This window comes from Paracoccus sp. Arc7-R13 (genome assembly GCF_004010775.1).
GTDB lineage: Bacteria > Pseudomonadota > Alphaproteobacteria > Rhodobacterales > Rhodobacteraceae > Paracoccus > Paracoccus marcusii.
The window spans coordinates 184,044-199,685 of record NZ_CP034811.1 but is presented as its reverse complement, the minus strand read 5'-3'; the positions used below and the strand labels follow the sequence as shown (position 1 = coordinate 199,685).

The following is a 15,642-nucleotide window of genomic DNA, read 5'->3' as shown; positions in this document are numbered from 1 at the left end:
GTTGTGTCGGTTTCCAAGGACGCTGATTGCTTCTGTTCCTGCTTTTACGCCGGATTTGCGCTTTTGGCAAAAGCCTTGTTCACTGATAGCACGAAATGCGGAAATCCAGCCCCTGCTGGCGAATCACCGCGCGCCAAGGTGGCGCGAAGGCCACGGCCTCGAGGGGCAGGGGGCGGAAATTGGGGGACATGATCCGTCGAACCCCTGCCAATTGGGGGACACGGGCGCCGGAATAGGGGACGCATAGGATGTCCCGCTATACCATTGATACCCTGATTCAAGATTGCCTTTGGATCCTTCCGCCGGAGGGCGGGCGATCTGCTTGACAGAATCGCATTTCAGGACGCTAATGCCTGCAGAGTGGCGAAAAGCGTTTGGGACGGCACAAGATCTCGGCGTGGCCGGGGCAAGGTGCCGGGCGACCGGCGGGCAGGAACGATAATGCATGTGATGCGACCCGTCGGCAGGCAAGCCGCGGCACGGAAATACGACCTGCTGTCCGCGATGATGGCGCATGCGCTGGCGGGCGATCCGCAGCGCCAGCGCCTGGTGCTGCGCCTGATGGCGCTGATCACCACCCGCTACAACTGGCAGCGCGACGAGCTGACCATGGGCCAGCGCGAGATCGCGCGACTGTGGTGCGTGGACGAACGCACCGTCAAGCGCGACATGGCGCGGCTGCGCGAAGCGGGCTGGATCGTGGTCAAGCGCCAGGGCGCGCGGGGCCGCGTGTCCGTGCTGGGCCTGGGCCTGGAACGCATCCTGCTGGACACGCGGGCGGACTGGTCCAACATCGGCGATGATTTCACCGCCCGCATGGGCGAGGAGGCGCAGGAGGCGGGCGACCCGCCGAACGTCGTCCCGTTCCGCCGCCCCGACGGCACATCGGCGGAGGAGAGCGGTCAGGACGGGGTCTGGCCGCTGATCCGCGCGCGGCTGCGCGACGAGGACCCGGCGCTGTTCGACGCCTGGTTCGCGCCGCTGTCATCAGCGGAAGGGCAGGGGGGCGTCCTGCATCTGGTCGCGCCGTCGCGGTTCCACGCCACCTATGTGCGCACGCATCTGCTGGCCCGCTTGCAGATGGCCGCGCGGCGCAGCGACCCGACCCTGGGAGAGGTGCGCGTCACCCCGGGATGATCGGTCCGCCCGCCGGGGCGCTGTCGCAGAACTGTCACACGGATTGCGTATGACCGTCACAAAACTGCTGTAGGCACACCGGGCAACGATCACCTCCTGAGGAGAAGACGCATGAAGACCTTTGGCCTGACCGCTTCGGCCCTGTCCGTCCTGGCCCTGACCGCCACCGCAGCCGCCGCGCGCGAACAGGTGCAGGTCGCGGGTTCGTCGACCGTGCTGCCCTACGCCACGATCGTCGCCGAGCTGTTCGGTGAGAATTTCGATTTCGGAAGCCCGGTCATCGAATCGGGCGGATCCTCCACCGGTCTGCGCCGCTTCTGCGAGGGCGTGGGCGAGAACACCATCGACATCGCCAATTCCAGCCGCGAGATCCGCGACAGCGAGGTCGAGGAATGTGCCGCCAACGGCGTGACCGACATCATGGAGGTGCGCATCGGCTATGACGGGATCGTCTTCGCCAGCGCGCAGTCGGGCAACAGTTTTGCCTTCACCCCCGCCGATTGGTTCAATGCGCTGTCGGCCAAGGTCGTGCGCGACGGTGCGATCGTCGACAACACCGCCGCCAACTGGAACGAGGTGAACCCCGAGTTGCCCGACCAGGAGATCCTGGCCTTCGTACCGGGCACCCGTCACGGGACGCGCGAAGTCTTCGACGAGAAGGTGATCGCGCAGGGCTGCGAGGACAGCGGCGCGCTGGAGGTGTTCACCGCCGAGCTGGGCGAGGAGGAGGCCGAGGCCGCCTGCATGACGCTGCGCACCGACGGCCGGTCGGTCGACATCGACGGCGACTATACCGAGACGCTGGCCCGCATCGGGTCGTCGCCGAACGGCATCGGCGTCTTCGGCCTGTCCTTCTACGAGAACAACACGGACACGCTGCAGGTCGCGACCATGTCTGGCGTCACCCCCTCGACCGAGACGATCGCCTCGGGCGAGTACCCGGTGTCGCGGCCGCTGTTCATCTATGTGAAGAAGGCGCATATCGGCGTCATCCCGGGCGTCAAGGAATTCGCCGAATTCTTCGTCTCGGACGCGATCGCGGGACCGGACGGCCCGCTGGCCGCCTATGGCCTGGTCTCGGACCCCGAGCTGGCATCGGTCCAGCAGGCCGTGGCCGACGAAACCACCATGCAGTGATGCACCCGTCCGACCGGTGCGCCGCGCCGGTCGGACATTCCCCCTGACCCATCCACCCGAGGTTGCCAGATGCCAATGTCCTGGGCCCTGCTTGCCGCGATCCTGCTGGCCGTGGCCGGATTCCTTCTGGGCCGCAGCCGCGCCCATGCGACCGCCGCACAGGACGTGCGCACCCTGCACAGCCGCCCGGCCTATCACGGCATGAACGCCGCCCTTGCAGTGATGCTGCCCGCGCTGGTGGTGCTGATCCTGGCATCGGGGCTGCGGATGTCCGGGGTGATCCCTGTCGCGTCGGGCCCCGTGGCCGGGCTGCTGGCACTGGCCGCCGCGGTCGCGGGCCTGGGCTGGGCCGTGACGCGGGCCGGCCGCGGGTTTCGCGCGCGCAATTCGGTCGAGCGGATGGTGCTGGGCCTGACGATCTTCTGTTCGATGATCGCCATCGCCACCACGGTCGGCATCGTCCTGTCGCTGATCTTCGAGACGATCAGCTTCTTCCGCCAGTACAGCCTGGCCGATTTCTTCTTCAGCACCGTCTGGTCGCCGCGCTTCGAGGGCAATTCGCGTCTTGGCATGCTGCCGCTGCTGTGGGGGACGCTGTACATCAGCTTCATCGCGCTGCTGGTGGCGGTGCCCATCGGCCTGTTGGCGGCGATCTACCTGTCGGAATATGCCAGCCCCCGCCTGCGCAGCATCGCCAAGCCCGCGGTCGAGGTGCTGGCCGGCATCCCGACCATCGTCTATGGCCTGTTCGCGCTGGTGACGGTCGGGCCGATGCTGCGCGACTGGATCGCGCAGCCCCTGGGCCTGGGCAATTCCGGGTCGTCGGTGATGACCGCGGGGCTGGTCATGGGGATCATGCTGATCCCCTTCGTCAGCTCTCTGTCCGATGACATCATCAACGCGGTGCCCCAAAGCCTGCGCGACGGCGCCCTGGGCCTGGGCTCGACCCCGTCCGAGACGGTGCGCAGCGTCGTGCTGCCCGCCGCCCTGCCGGGCATCGTGGGCGCCATCCTGCTGGCCGCCAGCCGCGCCATCGGAGAGACGATGATCGTGGTCCTGGGCGCGGGCGCCGCCGCCACGATCAGCGCCAATCCGTTCGAGGCGATGACCACCATCACGGTCAAGATCGTCAGCCAGCTAACCGGCGACAACGACTTCTCCTCGCCCGAGACGCTGGTGGCCTTTGCCCTGGGACTGACGCTGTTCGTCATCACCCTGGGCCTGAACGTCATCGCGCTTATCATCGTGCGCAAGTATCGCGAGCAGTACGAATGACCGATCATCCCCGCGCCACCGGCGCCAAGTCGCTCTATGTCCAGGACGCGCGCACCCGGCGCCGCAACGCCGCCGAGAAACGGTTCCGCGCCTATGGGCTGACGGCCATCGTCATCGCCTGCACGATGCTGGCGGTGCTGGTCTTCACCATCGTGCGCGACGGGTCGGGCGCCTTCCGCCAGACCTATCTGTCGATCCCCGTGGCGCTGGACGCGCAGGTGCTGGACCCCAAGGGCAACCGCGACCCGGCCGAGATGGCGGGCGTGCTGACCCTGTCCTATGGCCAGGTGCTGGACCGGGCGCTGGATGCGGCGGTGGCGGGTCTGGACCTGCAGATCGAGGGGCTGGAGAGCGGCGACATCGACGGGCTGATCTCGCGCGATGCCTCGGCGCAGCTGCGTGACCGGGTGCTGGCCGATCCCGATCTGGTCGGGCAGACGGTGGACGTGAACGTCCTGGCGAACGGCCGCATCGACGGCTATTTCAAGGGCCGCGTCACGATGGAGACCGCGGCGCGCGACGCCAACACCTCTCCGGCGCAGCTGATGCTGGCGGACGAACTGGTCGAGGCGGGGCTGCTGGTCACACGGTTCAACGCGGGCTTCCTGACCGCCGCCGACGCCTCCGACCAGCGCCCCGAGGCCGCGGGCGTCGGCGTGGCGATCCTGGGTTCGCTCTACATGATGCTGGTGGTGCTGGTGCTGGCGGTGCCCATCGGGGTCGCGGCCTCGATCTATCTGGAGGAGTTCGCGCCCAGGAACCGCTGGACCGACCTGATCGAGGTCAACATCGCCAACCTGGCCGCGGTGCCGTCGATCGTGTTCGGAATCCTGGGCCTGGCCGTCTTCATCAACTTTGCGGGGCTGCCTGCATCGGCGCCCATCGTGGGCGGGCTGGTGCTGACGCTGATGACCCTGCCCACCATCATCATCGCCACCCGCGCGGCGTTGAAGGCGGTGCCGCCGTCGATCCGCGACGCGGCCCTGGGCGTCGGCGCCAGCCGCATGCAGACGGTGTTCCACCACGTCCTGCCGCTGGCCGCGCCCGGCATCCTCACCGGCACGATCATCGGCCTGGCCCAGGCTCTGGGAGAGACCGCGCCGCTGCTGCTGATCGGCATGGTGGCCTTCGTGCGCGAGTTTCCCGCCGCCCCGCCCGAGGGTCTGTTCGATCCGGCATCCGCCCTGCCGGTCCAGGTTTACAACTGGACGCAGCGCAGCGATCCGGCCTTTGTCGAGCGCGCCTCGGGCGCCATCATCGTCCTGCTGATCTTCCTTCTGTGCATGAACCTGCTGGCGATCTTTCTGCGCCGCAAGTTCGAGCGCCGCTGGTGATCGGCCCACAGGAGAGCCACCATGTATGACACCATCCGATCGGAGAGCGCCGTGAGCCAGCAGGACATCAAGATTTCCGCACGCGACGTGCAGGTTTTCTATGGCGAGAAGCAGGCGATCAAAGACCTGAACGTCGAGATCCTGGACAAGACCGTCACCGCCTTCATCGGCCCGTCGGGCTGCGGCAAGTCCACCTTCCTGCGTTGCATCAACCGCATGAACGACACGATCGACAGCGCCCGGATCGCGGGCCGGATCACCATCGACGGCGAGGACATCTATGACCGCCGCATCGACCCGGTGCAGCTGCGCGCCAAGGTCGGCATGGTGTTCCAGAAGCCGAACCCGTTCCCCAAGTCGATCTATGACAACGTGGCATACGGCCCGCGCATCCACGGCCTGGCGCGCGGCAAGGCCGAGCTGGACGAGATCGTCGAACGCTCGCTGCGCGGCGCGGCCCTGTGGAACGAGGTCAAGGACCGCCTGTCCGAGCCCGGCACGGGCCTGTCGGGCGGCCAGCAGCAGCGACTGTGCATCGCGCGCGCGGTGGCCACGTCCCCCGAGGTGCTGCTGATGGACGAGCCCTGCAGCGCGCTGGACCCGATCGCCACCAGCCAGGTCGAGGAGCTGATCGAGCAGCTGCGCACGCAGTTTTCCGTGGTCATTGTGACCCATTCGATGCAGCAGGCCGCCCGCGTCAGCCAGAAGACCGCCTTCTTCCATCTGGGCAACCTGGTCGAATACGGTGATACCGACGACATCTTCACGAAGCCCCGGGACAGCCGGACCGAGGCCTATATCTCGGGCCGGATCGGCTGATCGAAAGGACCTGACATGAACCGCGACAAGCATATCTCCTCGGTCTTCGACCGCGACCTGGAGACGATCCAGGCGATGGTCGTCAAGATGGGCGGCATGGTCGAGGCCGCGATCACCGACGCGTCGACCGCGCTGGACACGCGCGACCAGGAGCTGGCCGACCAGGTCCGACGCCGCGACAAGGCCATCGACGCGATGGAGATCCAGATCAACGAGGACGCCGCCCGCCTGATCGCACTGCGCGCCCCCACCGCGACCGACCTGCGGATGGTGCTGGCGGTGATGAAGATCTCGGCCTCGCTGGAACGGGTGGGCGATTACGCCAAGAACATGGCCAAGCGCACCGAGGTGCTGTCCCAGATGCCCGCCATCGCCGGATCGGGCATGGCGCTGCGCCGGATGAGCCAGGCGGTGAACCGGATGCTGCAGGACGCGCTGGACAGCTATATCCGCCGCGACGCCGACCTGGCCCATGACGTGCGTCAGCGCGACCTGGAGGTGGACCAGATGTACAACGCGCTGTTCCGCGAGTTCCTGACCCACATGATGGAGGACCCGCGCAACATCACCCCCTGCATGCACCTGCATTTCATCGCCAAGAACGTCGAGCGGATGGGGGACCATGCGACGTCCATCGCAGAACAGGTGGTCTATCTGGTCACGGGCGACCTGCCCGACGAGGCGCGCCCGAAAAGCAGCAGCGTCGTGGCCCCCGCGGCGGAGGTCTGAGGGATGGCGCGCCAGGCCCCCTGCGTGTTGGTCGTCGAGGACGAGGGCGCACAGCGCGAAGTCCTGCATTACAACCTCGAGGCCGAGGGTTTCGACGTGGTCATGGCCGACAACGGCGAGGACGCGCTGCTGCTGGTGGCAGAGGAGCAGCCGGACCTGATCGTGCTGGACTGGATGCTGCCGCGCGTGTCGGGCATCGAGGTTTGCCGCCAGGTCAAGGCCGATCCCGCGACCCGCAACATCCCGATCATCATGCTGTCCGCGCGCAGCGAGGAGGTCGACCGCGTCCGCGGCCTGGAGACGGGCGCCGACGATTACGTGGTCAAACCCTATTCCGTGGTCGAGCTGCTGGCCCGCCTGCGCACCCAGCTGCGCCGCACCCGCCCCGCCACGATGGGCGAGCGGCTGACCTTTGCGGACATCATCCTGGACGCCGCCGAACACCGGGTGTTCCGCGCCGGCCAGACGCTGCATCTTGGCCCGACCGAGTTCCGGCTGCTGTCCACGATGATGGAGAAGCCAGGCCGCGTCTGGACGCGCGAACAGCTGCTGGACCGGGTCTGGGGGCGCGACATCTATGTCGACACGCGCACCATCGACGTGCATGTGGGCCGCCTGCGCAAGGCGCTGATGAAGAACGGCGGCGACGACCCGCTGCGCACCGTGCGCGGCGTGGGCTATGCCCTGGGCTGAGGCCCGGATCTAGGCCGCCAGCCCCGCATAGATGCCGCCCTGCGACAGCAGGTCGGCATGGCTGCCCATCTCGACCACGCGGCCCCGGTCCATGACCACGATGCGGTCGGCGTTCCGGATCGTGCCCAGCCTGTGGGCGATCACCAGCGTGGTGCGGCCCACCGACAGGGCGTCCAGCGCCGACTGGATCTCGCGTTCGGTCTGGCTGTCCAGGGCGCTGGTCGCCTCGTCCAGGATCAGGATCGGCGGGTTCTTCAGGAAGGCCCGCGCGATGGCCACGCGCTGCTTCTGCCCGCCCGACAGCATCACCCCGCGTTCGCCCACGACCGTGTCCAGGCCCTGCGGCAGGCCTTCGATCATCTGCGCCAGCTGCGCCTTGGCGGCGGCCTGCGCGATCTCCATGTCCGAGGCGTCCAGGCGGCCATAGGCGATGTTCTCGCGCAGCGTGCCGCCGAACAGGAACACGTCCTGGCTGACCAGGCCGATCTGGCGGCGCAGGCTGTGCAGGCGCATCGCGGGCAGGTCCATCCCGTCGACGACGATGCGCCCCTGGCTGGGTTCGTAGAACCGCGGCAGCAGCGCCAGCAGCGTGGTCTTGCCCGCGCCCGAGGGGCCGACGAAGGCCACCGTCTCTCCGGCGCGGATGTCCAGGTCGATCCCCGACAGGATCGGGCGGTCGGGGTCATAGGCAAAGCCCACCCCCTCGAACCGGATGTCGCCGCGCAGGGCGGGGGCGTCGATCGCGTCGGGTGCGTCGGCGATCTCGGGGTCGGTGGCCAGCAGCTCCTGATAGCGGCGGAATCCGGCGATGCCGCGGGGATAGGTCTCGATCACCGCGGCGATCTTCTCCAGCGGGCGATAGAAGACGCCCACCAGCAACAGAAAGCCCACGAAGCCGCCGGTGGTCAGTTCGCCCGACAGCACGAAGCCCGCGCCCATGACCATGACGATGACCTGCACAAGCCGCAGGCCCATGTACTGCAGCGCGCTGGACGCCGCCATCACGCGGTACGCGTCCAGCTTGGCCTGGCGATAGCGAGCGTTGTCGGCGGCGAAGAGATGGCTCTCATGCGCCTCGTTGCCGAAGGCCGACGCCGCCCAGGGTCTCCTCCAGGCGCACGTTGAAATCGCCGACGCGGGAATAGATCGCGCGCCAGGTCGCCGTCATCCGCCCGCCATAGACGATCACCAGGGCCAGCATGGCCGGCACGATCAGCGCCACGATGACCGCCAGCTGCGGGTTGATCCAGAACATCAGCAGGAACGCGCCGACGAAGGTCATCAGCGCGATGAAGGCGTCCTCGGGGCCGTGATGGGCGACCTCTCCGATCTCCTCCAGGTCACGGGTGACGCGGGCGACCAGCTTGCCGGTGCGCGCACGGTCGTACCAGCGCCAGGACAGCCGCGTCAGATGGTCGAAGGCGCGGGCCCGCATCGCGGTCTCGATGTTGATGCCCAGCTTGTGCCCCCAGTAGATCACCACCGTCAGCAGCCCGGCATTGACCGCATAAAGCGCCAGCAGCCCCCCCGCCGCGGCCAGGGTCAGTGTCCAGTCGCCCTGCGGCAGCAGGTGGTCGATGAAGGCGGTGACGGCCAGCGGAAAGGCCAGCTCCAGCAGACCCGAGACGACCGCGCAGCCGAAATCCAGCCAGAACAGGCCCAGATGCGGACGATAGTAGGAAAAGAACTGTTTCAGCATGCGGCCTCTCAGGCGGGGATGGCGACGGGGCGTCCGTCGGGGCGGGTCAGGACCTGCATCGGCAGGCCATAGATGTCGTGCAGCGTGTCGGGGCGCATCAGGGCGTCCGGGCCGCCCTGCCAGACCAGACGCCCGGCCTTCAGCGCCACGACATGGTCGCAGAACCGCGCGGCCATGTTGACGTCGTGCAGCACGATGACGGCACTGCGCCCCTGGTCGTGGCACATCGCGGCGACCAGGGCCAGCACCTCGACCTGGTGGGCGATGTCCAGCGCGCTGATCGGTTCGTCCAGCAGCAGCGTGCCCGCCTGCTGCGCGACCATCATGGCCAGCCAGACGCGCTGTCGTTCGCCACCCGACAGGGTGTCGACCAGCCGATCGGCAAAGCCCGCAACCCCGCATTCGTCCAGGGCGCGTGCGACGGCGGCATGATCGGCGGGGCCGAAGCGGCCCAGGGCGCCGTGCCAGGGATAGCGGCCAAGCGCCACCAGTTCCCGCACCAGCATGCCATCGGCCGGGGGCGTGGTCTGGGGCAGGAAGGCCATGCGGCGGGCCAGGTCGCGGGCGGGCCAGTCGGCCAGGGCGCGCCCCTCGAACCGGGCGGTGCCGCCTGCCGGGACCTGTCGGGCCAGCGCGCGCAGCAGCGTGGATTTGCCCGACCCGTTATGGCCGATCAGCGCAGTCGCCCGGCCTGCGGGCAGGTCCAGCGTGATGTCGTCCAGCAGCCGGCGACCGGGAACGTCGACCGACAGGCCGGACAGGTGAAAGAGCGTCATCGATGCCTCGTCATCAGCCAGATCAGCCAGGGCGCCCCGATCAGCGAGGCGAACAGCCCAAGCGGCAGTTCATAGGGAAAGCCGGCCATGCGCGCGCCGAAATCGGCGGCCAGCATCAGCCCCGCCCCGATCAGCGCCGATCCCGTCAGGTGGTCGGCCGGGCGGGCCAGGCCGATGCGGCGGGCCAGATGCGGGGCCATCAGCCCGACGAAGGACAAAGGTCCCGTGACCATCGTCGCGGCCCCCGTGGCCAGCCCCGCCAGCACGATCAGCGCCAGCCGTGCGGGTGGCAGGCCCAGCCCCAGGCCACGCGCGACCCCCGCCCCAAGCGGCAGCAGCGCCAGCCAGCGGCGCAGGGCCAGCGCGGCCAGCCAGACGGCCACGGCCAAGGCCGCCAGCGCGACGGCCCCCGCCATCGGCACGGCGGCCGCAGATCCCGACAGCCAGGACAGGATCGCCCAGGCCCGTGCATCGCCCACCGCCATCATCGCCGACAGCACGGCCGAGGCCAGGGCCGACACCGCGATGCCCGCCAGCAGCACGCGTTCCGCCGGCATGTCTCGGCGCGCTGTGAAGGCCACCAGCACCGCCAGCGCCAGCGCACCCCCCGCCATCGTCCCAAGCGCCAGCGCCAGCGCGCCAGGGGCGGCCAGGCCAAAGACCACCGCCGCATAGCCAAGCGAGGCGCCGCCCGACACGCCCAGCACCTCGGGCGAGGCCAGGGGGTTCGCGGTCAGCCGCTGCAGGATCGCCCCGGCCAGGGCCAGCGCCGCCCCCGACGCCGCCGCCGCCAGCAGGCGGGGCAGGCGCATGGGCACAAACGCCGCCAGGTTCGCGCGGTCCAGCACAGCCCAGCCCCCCGGCACCCGCCCGATCCACAACAGGACCAGCCCCGCCAGGATCAGGGCCGCCGCCATCGCCGCCAGCAGCGGCCCCGGACGGGCCAGCCGTGGGGCAGGGCGGTCGCCCGATTCCGCGCCGGGCGGGGATGTGCCCCGCAGCCGCGGCAGCAGCCAGATCAACAGCGGCCCGCCGACCAGCCCGGTCAGCGCGCCGGTGGGAAACATCTCGGCCCCCAGGCCCGCCAGGGCCAGCACCAGCCCGTCGCAGATCGACAGGATCAGTGCGCCCAGGACCGGCGACCAAGCCAGCAGGCCGGGGATGGTCCGCACCCCCAGGCTGCGCGCCAGGGCAGGCGCCGCCAGCCCGACAAAGCCGATCAGCCCCAGTTCCGCCGACACGGCCGCAGCCAGCACGACCGCGACGGCCACCGCCGCCAGCCGCATCGCGGCGACGTTCAGGCCCAGGCCCTGCGCGCCCTCGGCCCCCAGGGACAGCAGGCGCAGCGGACGGGCCAGCACTGCTGCGGCCAGGCCACCCAAGGCCAGCACCCCGGCCAGCGCGGCGACCCCCGACCAGTCCTGCTGGACCAGCGAGCCGCCGTTCCAGATGACCAGCGACAGCAGGTACTGTCCCTGCGCCAGCGTGACCGCCCCCGCAACCGCACTGGCGGTCAGCCCGACCAGCATGCCCGCGATGACCATCGTCACCGGCTGAAAGCCGCGCCGCGCGCCGATGGCCAGCACCAGCGCCGCCGCCGCGCCCGCGCCCGCCATGGCGACGGGCCAGCGCCCGCCCTCCAGCAGGGTCGGGGACAGGATCGTGGCCAGGACCAGTGCCAGCTGCGCGCCCGCGCTGATGCCAAGCGTCGTGGGATCGGCCACCGGGTTGCGCAGCACCACCTGCAGGATCGCGCCCGACAGGCCCAGCATCGCCCCCGCCAGCAGCGCGATGACGCCGCGCGGCATCAGGCCATAGGCCATGCGGATCTGATCCAGGCTCATCGCCTGCGGATCCCAGGGCAGGGCGGGCAGGGGCAGCGTGCGCGCAGCCATCAGCCACAGCGCAAGGGCGATCAGCGCCGCGCAGGGCGCAAGGGTCCGGGTCGTCATCGCCTCAGGCCTCCAGCGCGCGGGCCAGCAGATCGCCAAAACGCAGCGCGGCGGGCACCCCGCCAAAGGCGTTCATCCGCGGCAGGTGGTGCACGCGGCCCTGCGCCACCTGCGGCAGGGCCTGCCACAGCCGGCTGCGGGACAGCGCGCCTTGCGCCTGCGGCGGGATGGGGCCTGCGATGACCAGCCGCGCGTCGGGCATGTCGGCCAGGCGTTCGATGGGAACCGGGGCCAGAAAGCTGAAGGCAGTCGCCTCGGACCAGGCGTTGCGCAGGCCGATGCGGGTCAGGGTGCTGCCGAAGAGGCTGTCAAAGCCGAAGGCGCGCAGGTGGCGCGCATCGCCGATATCGACCAGCGCCAGCGGCCGGTCGGCATGGCGCGCGACCCGCGCGGCCAGCCGGTCCAGATGCGCGTCGGCCCGCGCCCGCGCCCGACCGCCCGCGGCAGGATCGCCGATCTGCCGCGCAAGCGCGTCCAGCGCGTCCATCGCCTTGGGCAGCGGCGCCGCGCCCGGCTGATAGAAGGGAAGGGACAGGACCGGGGCGATCGCCTCCATCCGCGCCTGATAGCGGGTGTAATAGGGAGAGCTGAGGATCAGCGTGGGGCGGACCAGCTGCAGCAGTTCGAAGTTCGGCGCGCCGCGCAGGCCAAGGTCGGTGACCGTGTCGGGGATGGCGGGGACGCCCACATCGGCGCGAAAGCGGATCAGCTCGGCCGCGGCGACCGGCATGTGGCCCAGGGCGGTCGCGGTCTCCAGCATCGCCCAGTCAATCGCGGCCAGGCGCGGGCCCGCCTCTGCGCGCAAAGGCAGGCCCGCCGCCAGCATCATGCCGGCGGCGGTCAGAAAGGCGCGGCGGTCGGGCCGGGGCGATATGGCCCCGCGCCCTACCACGTGTAGGCGACCTTGGCGGCGACGCTGCGCCCTTCGCCGTAGTAGCAGCCGAAGGAGCCGCAATTGGCGAGATAGACCTCGTCGGTGACGTTGTTCAGGGTCACGCTGGCCTCGATGTTGCCGCGGGTATAGGTCGCGGCCAGATCGACCAGGGTGACGCTGTCCAGGTCGAACGTGTTCCCGAAATCGCCCTTGCGTTCGCCGATATGGCGGATGCCGCCCCCGGCGCGCAGCCCGTTCCCGAAATCGCGGTCCAGCCACAGGCTGGCCAGATGGCGCGGCGCGTTGGGCATTTCCAGCCCGTCCTCTGGGCCGCCCTTCTGTTCGGTCTCGTTGAAGGCATAGCTGGCGCGCAGGTCCCATGCGGCGTTCAGCGCGGCGGTGGCCTCCAGCTCCAACCCCTTGGAGCGAACCTCGCCCACCTGGCGGCGGCGCCCCTGGCCCAGGTTGCGCACCAGGTTCTGTTGGGTCAGGTCATAGACGGCGGCGCTGAACAGCCCGTCAAAGCCCGCGGGCTGATACTTGACCCCAACTTCCCACTGCTTGCCCTCGGTCGGGTCCAGCGTCTCTCCGGTGGTGTCGTCGATGCCAATGGTCGGGTCGAACGAGGTCGAATAACTGGCATAGGGCATCACGCCGTTCGCCAGGACATAGCCCAGGCCAACCCGGCCCGTGGTCGCGCTGTCGGACTGGTCGATGGGGGTGTCGCCGTCAAAGTTTGTGAACTTCGTCCCCGTCTGTTCGGTCCAATCCTGACGGATGGCCAGGCTGCCGCGCCAGTTGCCGACGGTGATCTCGTCCTGGGCATAGAGGCCGACCTGCTTTTGGCTGATGTCGGAGATGCTGGTGTACCAGGCCGACGTCACAGGCAGCCCGCCATAGACCGGGTCGGAAGCGTCGATGGGCTGGCCGAAGAAGAACTGCGTTGTCGTGTCGGCATCGTACTGCCGGATGTCCAACCCCAAGAGCAGGTCATGGGTCACGCTGCCGGTGGTGATGCTATTCGACAGGCGGGTGTCCAGGTTCAGGCCTGTCGTGGATTCGTCCTGAAAGTTCGCGCCCCGCGTGACCGACAGGCCGTCGTCGGTCAGGCCGCTGACATAATGTCCGGTATAGGTCCAGTCGAACCGTTCGGCCCGGAAGCCCTGCGACAGGGTCCAGCCGTTGTCCATCTGGTGACTGATCTCGATGCCCAGGTTCGCCATATCGCGGTCGCTGTCGTCGAAGCCCGGTTCTCCGAAATAGGTGTCGCGCAGGGCCTTGCCGTCGCCGGTCTGCGTCAGCGCAAAGGGTACGCCGGGGGGCGAGATGGGCGCGTCCTTGGTATAGGACGCGATCACGTCCACGGTCGTCGCGTCGTCGGGCGCATAACGCAGCGCCGCGCCCAGATAGCCGCGTTCGTTGGTCAGTTCGCGGATCTGCGTCTTGCTGTCGCGCAGGATGCCGGTCAGGCGCCAGGACAGGGTCGGGCTTGCCACGCGGTTCAGGTCGAAGAAGGTCTGCGCGCTGTCATTGCTGTCATATCCCAGACCCGCTTCCGAAAAATCGAAATCCTGTGCGCGCTTCTGAACCTGGTTGATGATCCCGGCGGGCGACCCGGCCCCGTAAAGGGACGAATTCGGGCCCTTAAGAACCTCGACCTGCTGCAGGCCATAGACCTCGAAGGCGGGCGATCCGAAATCGCGCAACTGGCGCAGGCCGTTGACGTATTGCGAACCGCGCGCTTCGAAGCCGCGCACGGTGGGGCTGTCGAAACGGGGGTCCGCGCCGAAGGGCTGGCCCACGACGCCCGCGGTGTAGTTCAGCGCCTGGCCCAAGGTCTGCGCGCCCTGATCCTCGATCTGCTGGCTGGTCACGACCGAGATCGACTGCTGCGTCTCGGCCACGGGGGTGTTCGATTTCGTGGCGACCTGCGCCTGTCCGCCGACATAGCCGTCCGCCTGGACGGACGCGTCCGAGGACGCTGTCAGCACGATCTCGTCTAGCAGGATCGGCTCCGCGGCCTGCTGGGACCAGGCCACGCCGGACGACAGGGCAAGAAGGCTGGCACCGGCCAGAAGGAAGATACGGGGCTCTACGGACATGATGGCCTGCTGGATTGACACGTTTGGGCGTATCTGATCTTTTCTGTCAGATTCGTCAATCTGCCAATCCGGCTGTCGAATTCATATTTCCGACTTTTTGACTTTCCAGCCACGGACCCTGCCCATGTCGCATCTGCGCAGTCATCACGGAACCGGCCTGATCCCCCGTGCCAGCGGGGCCGCGGTCGCGGCGCTGAAGGCGCGGGCCGCGATGTGGGAGGCCCCGCTGGTCGAGGACGAGGCGGGTCTCAGCCTGCTGATCTGGGGGTCCGAGCTGCGCCTGACGCGCCAGGCCGATGCGTTGCGCATCGACCTTCTGGCGCCCGAGGACCGGCTGGTCGGCATCCTGCGCGACAGCGCGACCGAGATCCTGGCCGAGGCGGGGGTCGAGGTCGCGTGGGACGATGTCGATGCGGGCGCGCTGGCGCCGGGGCTTGCGCTGCTGCGGGTGGCGGGGGTGTCCCGCCCCGTGCCGGGGTTCCTGCGCGTGCGGCTGGCGGGACCGCAGGCCGGGCAGTTCGCGCAGGGCGGTTATCACTTTCGCCTGCTGCTGCCGCCGGCGGGGCGGGCGGCCATCTGGCCGCGCGTGGCCGCCAGCGGGCGCACCGTCTGGCCCGACGGGGCGGACGCGCTGCACCGGCCGGTCTATACCGTCGTGGATCACGGGCCGGGCTGGCTGGATTTCGACATCTTCTGTCATCCGGGCAGCCCGACCTGTGACTGGGCGCAGGGCGCGCCCCTGGGCCAGCAGGTCGGTGCCATCGGCCCCGGCGGCGGCAGCTGTCCCGACACCGATCGGCTGTGGCTGTTCGGCGACCAGACCGCGATGCCCGCCATCACCCGCATGCTGGCCGAGACGCGCGGCACGGCCAGCGCCGTCCTGTGCTGTGACGCGGCCGACCTGGGCGCGCTGGCGGATGATCCGCGGGTCACGCGCTGCGACGACCTGATGGCCGCGCTTGTGGCGATGCCGGACCCCGTGGGCGGGCATGTCTGGTTCGCGGCCGACGCGGCGCGCACCCGTGCCGCGCGCAGCCACCTGCTGGCCCGCGGCCTGACCAAGACCCAGTTCACCGCCGCCGCCTATTGGTCGCGCGCAGAGGCTTGAAAAAGAA

Annotated in this window: 12 protein-coding genes and 1 pseudogene; 8 read left to right on the top strand and 5 right to left on the bottom strand. The window is 69.2% G+C overall.

The window, feature by feature from the left end:
• The first annotated feature begins 441 nt into the window (after positions 1–441).
• The 7 genes from EOJ32_RS16945 to phoB all read left to right on the top strand — a co-directional run bounded on the left by EOJ32_RS16945 (position 442) and on the right by phoB (position 7,124).
• Positions 442–1,137 carry a DnaA N-terminal domain-containing protein gene (locus tag EOJ32_RS16945; RefSeq protein ID WP_127899552.1) on the top strand — a complete coding sequence of 232 codons (696 nt, stop codon included), beginning with the start codon at positions 442–444 and terminating at the stop codon, positions 1,135–1,137.
• A 111-nt stretch (positions 1,138–1,248) separates the two neighbouring features.
• Complete coding sequence (locus tag EOJ32_RS16940; RefSeq protein WP_127899551.1) at positions 1,249–2,274, top strand: substrate-binding domain-containing protein; 1,026 nt, start codon at positions 1,249–1,251, stop codon at positions 2,272–2,274.
• 69 nt (positions 2,275–2,343) lie between these two features.
• Complete coding sequence (pstC, locus tag EOJ32_RS16935) at positions 2,344–3,549, top strand: phosphate ABC transporter permease subunit PstC (protein ID WP_127899550.1); 1,206 nt, start codon at positions 2,344–2,346, stop codon at positions 3,547–3,549.
• Complete coding sequence (pstA, locus tag EOJ32_RS16930; RefSeq protein ID WP_045999860.1) at positions 3,546–4,883, top strand: phosphate ABC transporter permease PstA; 1,338 nt, start codon at positions 3,546–3,548, stop codon at positions 4,881–4,883. Before pstC ends, pstA begins: the two co-directional genes overlap by 4 nt.
• A gap of 21 nt (positions 4,884–4,904) precedes the next feature.
• Entirely contained in the window at positions 4,905–5,702 is a 798-nt protein-coding gene (gene pstB, locus EOJ32_RS16925; protein WP_045982988.1) for a phosphate ABC transporter ATP-binding protein PstB, read from the top strand.
• A 15-nt stretch (positions 5,703–5,717) separates the two neighbouring features.
• Positions 5,718–6,431, top strand: coding sequence for a phosphate signaling complex protein PhoU (gene phoU / locus EOJ32_RS16920; RefSeq protein ID WP_045982987.1), 714 nt, complete (start codon positions 5,718–5,720; stop codon positions 6,429–6,431).
• Positions 6,432–6,434: 3 nt separating this feature from the next.
• Complete coding sequence (gene phoB, locus EOJ32_RS16915) at positions 6,435–7,124, top strand: phosphate regulon transcriptional regulator PhoB (protein WP_045982986.1); 690 nt, start codon at positions 6,435–6,437, stop codon at positions 7,122–7,124.
• A gap of 9 nt (positions 7,125–7,133) precedes the next feature.
• Here the strand turns inward: phoB and EOJ32_RS16910 are convergent.
• From EOJ32_RS16910 to EOJ32_RS16890, 5 genes and pseudogenes are all read right to left on the bottom strand, one after another.
• Positions 7,134–8,823: pseudogene (locus EOJ32_RS16910) on the bottom strand (ABC transporter ATP-binding protein).
• A gap of 8 nt (positions 8,824–8,831) precedes the next feature.
• Positions 8,832–9,599 (bottom strand): ABC transporter ATP-binding protein, encoded by a 768-nt coding sequence (locus EOJ32_RS16905; RefSeq protein WP_127899549.1) that lies wholly within the window; start codon positions 9,597–9,599, stop codon positions 8,832–8,834.
• Positions 9,596–11,551, bottom strand: coding sequence for a Fe(3+)-hydroxamate ABC transporter permease FhuB (gene fhuB, locus EOJ32_RS16900; protein ID WP_127899548.1), 1,956 nt, complete (start codon positions 11,549–11,551; stop codon positions 9,596–9,598). The genes EOJ32_RS16905 and fhuB overlap by 4 nt, the downstream gene beginning before the upstream one ends.
• A gap of 4 nt (positions 11,552–11,555) precedes the next feature.
• Positions 11,556–12,443, bottom strand: coding sequence for an ABC transporter substrate-binding protein (locus EOJ32_RS16895; protein WP_127899547.1), 888 nt, complete (start codon positions 12,441–12,443; stop codon positions 11,556–11,558).
• Complete coding sequence (locus EOJ32_RS16890) at positions 12,437–14,527, bottom strand: TonB-dependent siderophore receptor (protein ID WP_127899546.1); 2,091 nt, start codon at positions 14,525–14,527, stop codon at positions 12,437–12,439. Before EOJ32_RS16890 ends, EOJ32_RS16895 begins: the two co-directional genes overlap by 7 nt.
• Positions 14,528–14,651: 124 nt before the next feature.
• On the opposite strand from EOJ32_RS16890, the gene EOJ32_RS16885 reads away from it, so the two are divergent.
• A complete protein-coding gene (locus EOJ32_RS16885) occupies positions 14,652–15,635 on the top strand; it encodes a siderophore-interacting protein (protein ID WP_127899545.1) in 984 nt (327 codons plus the stop codon).
• Positions 15,636–15,642 lie beyond the last annotated feature (7 nt).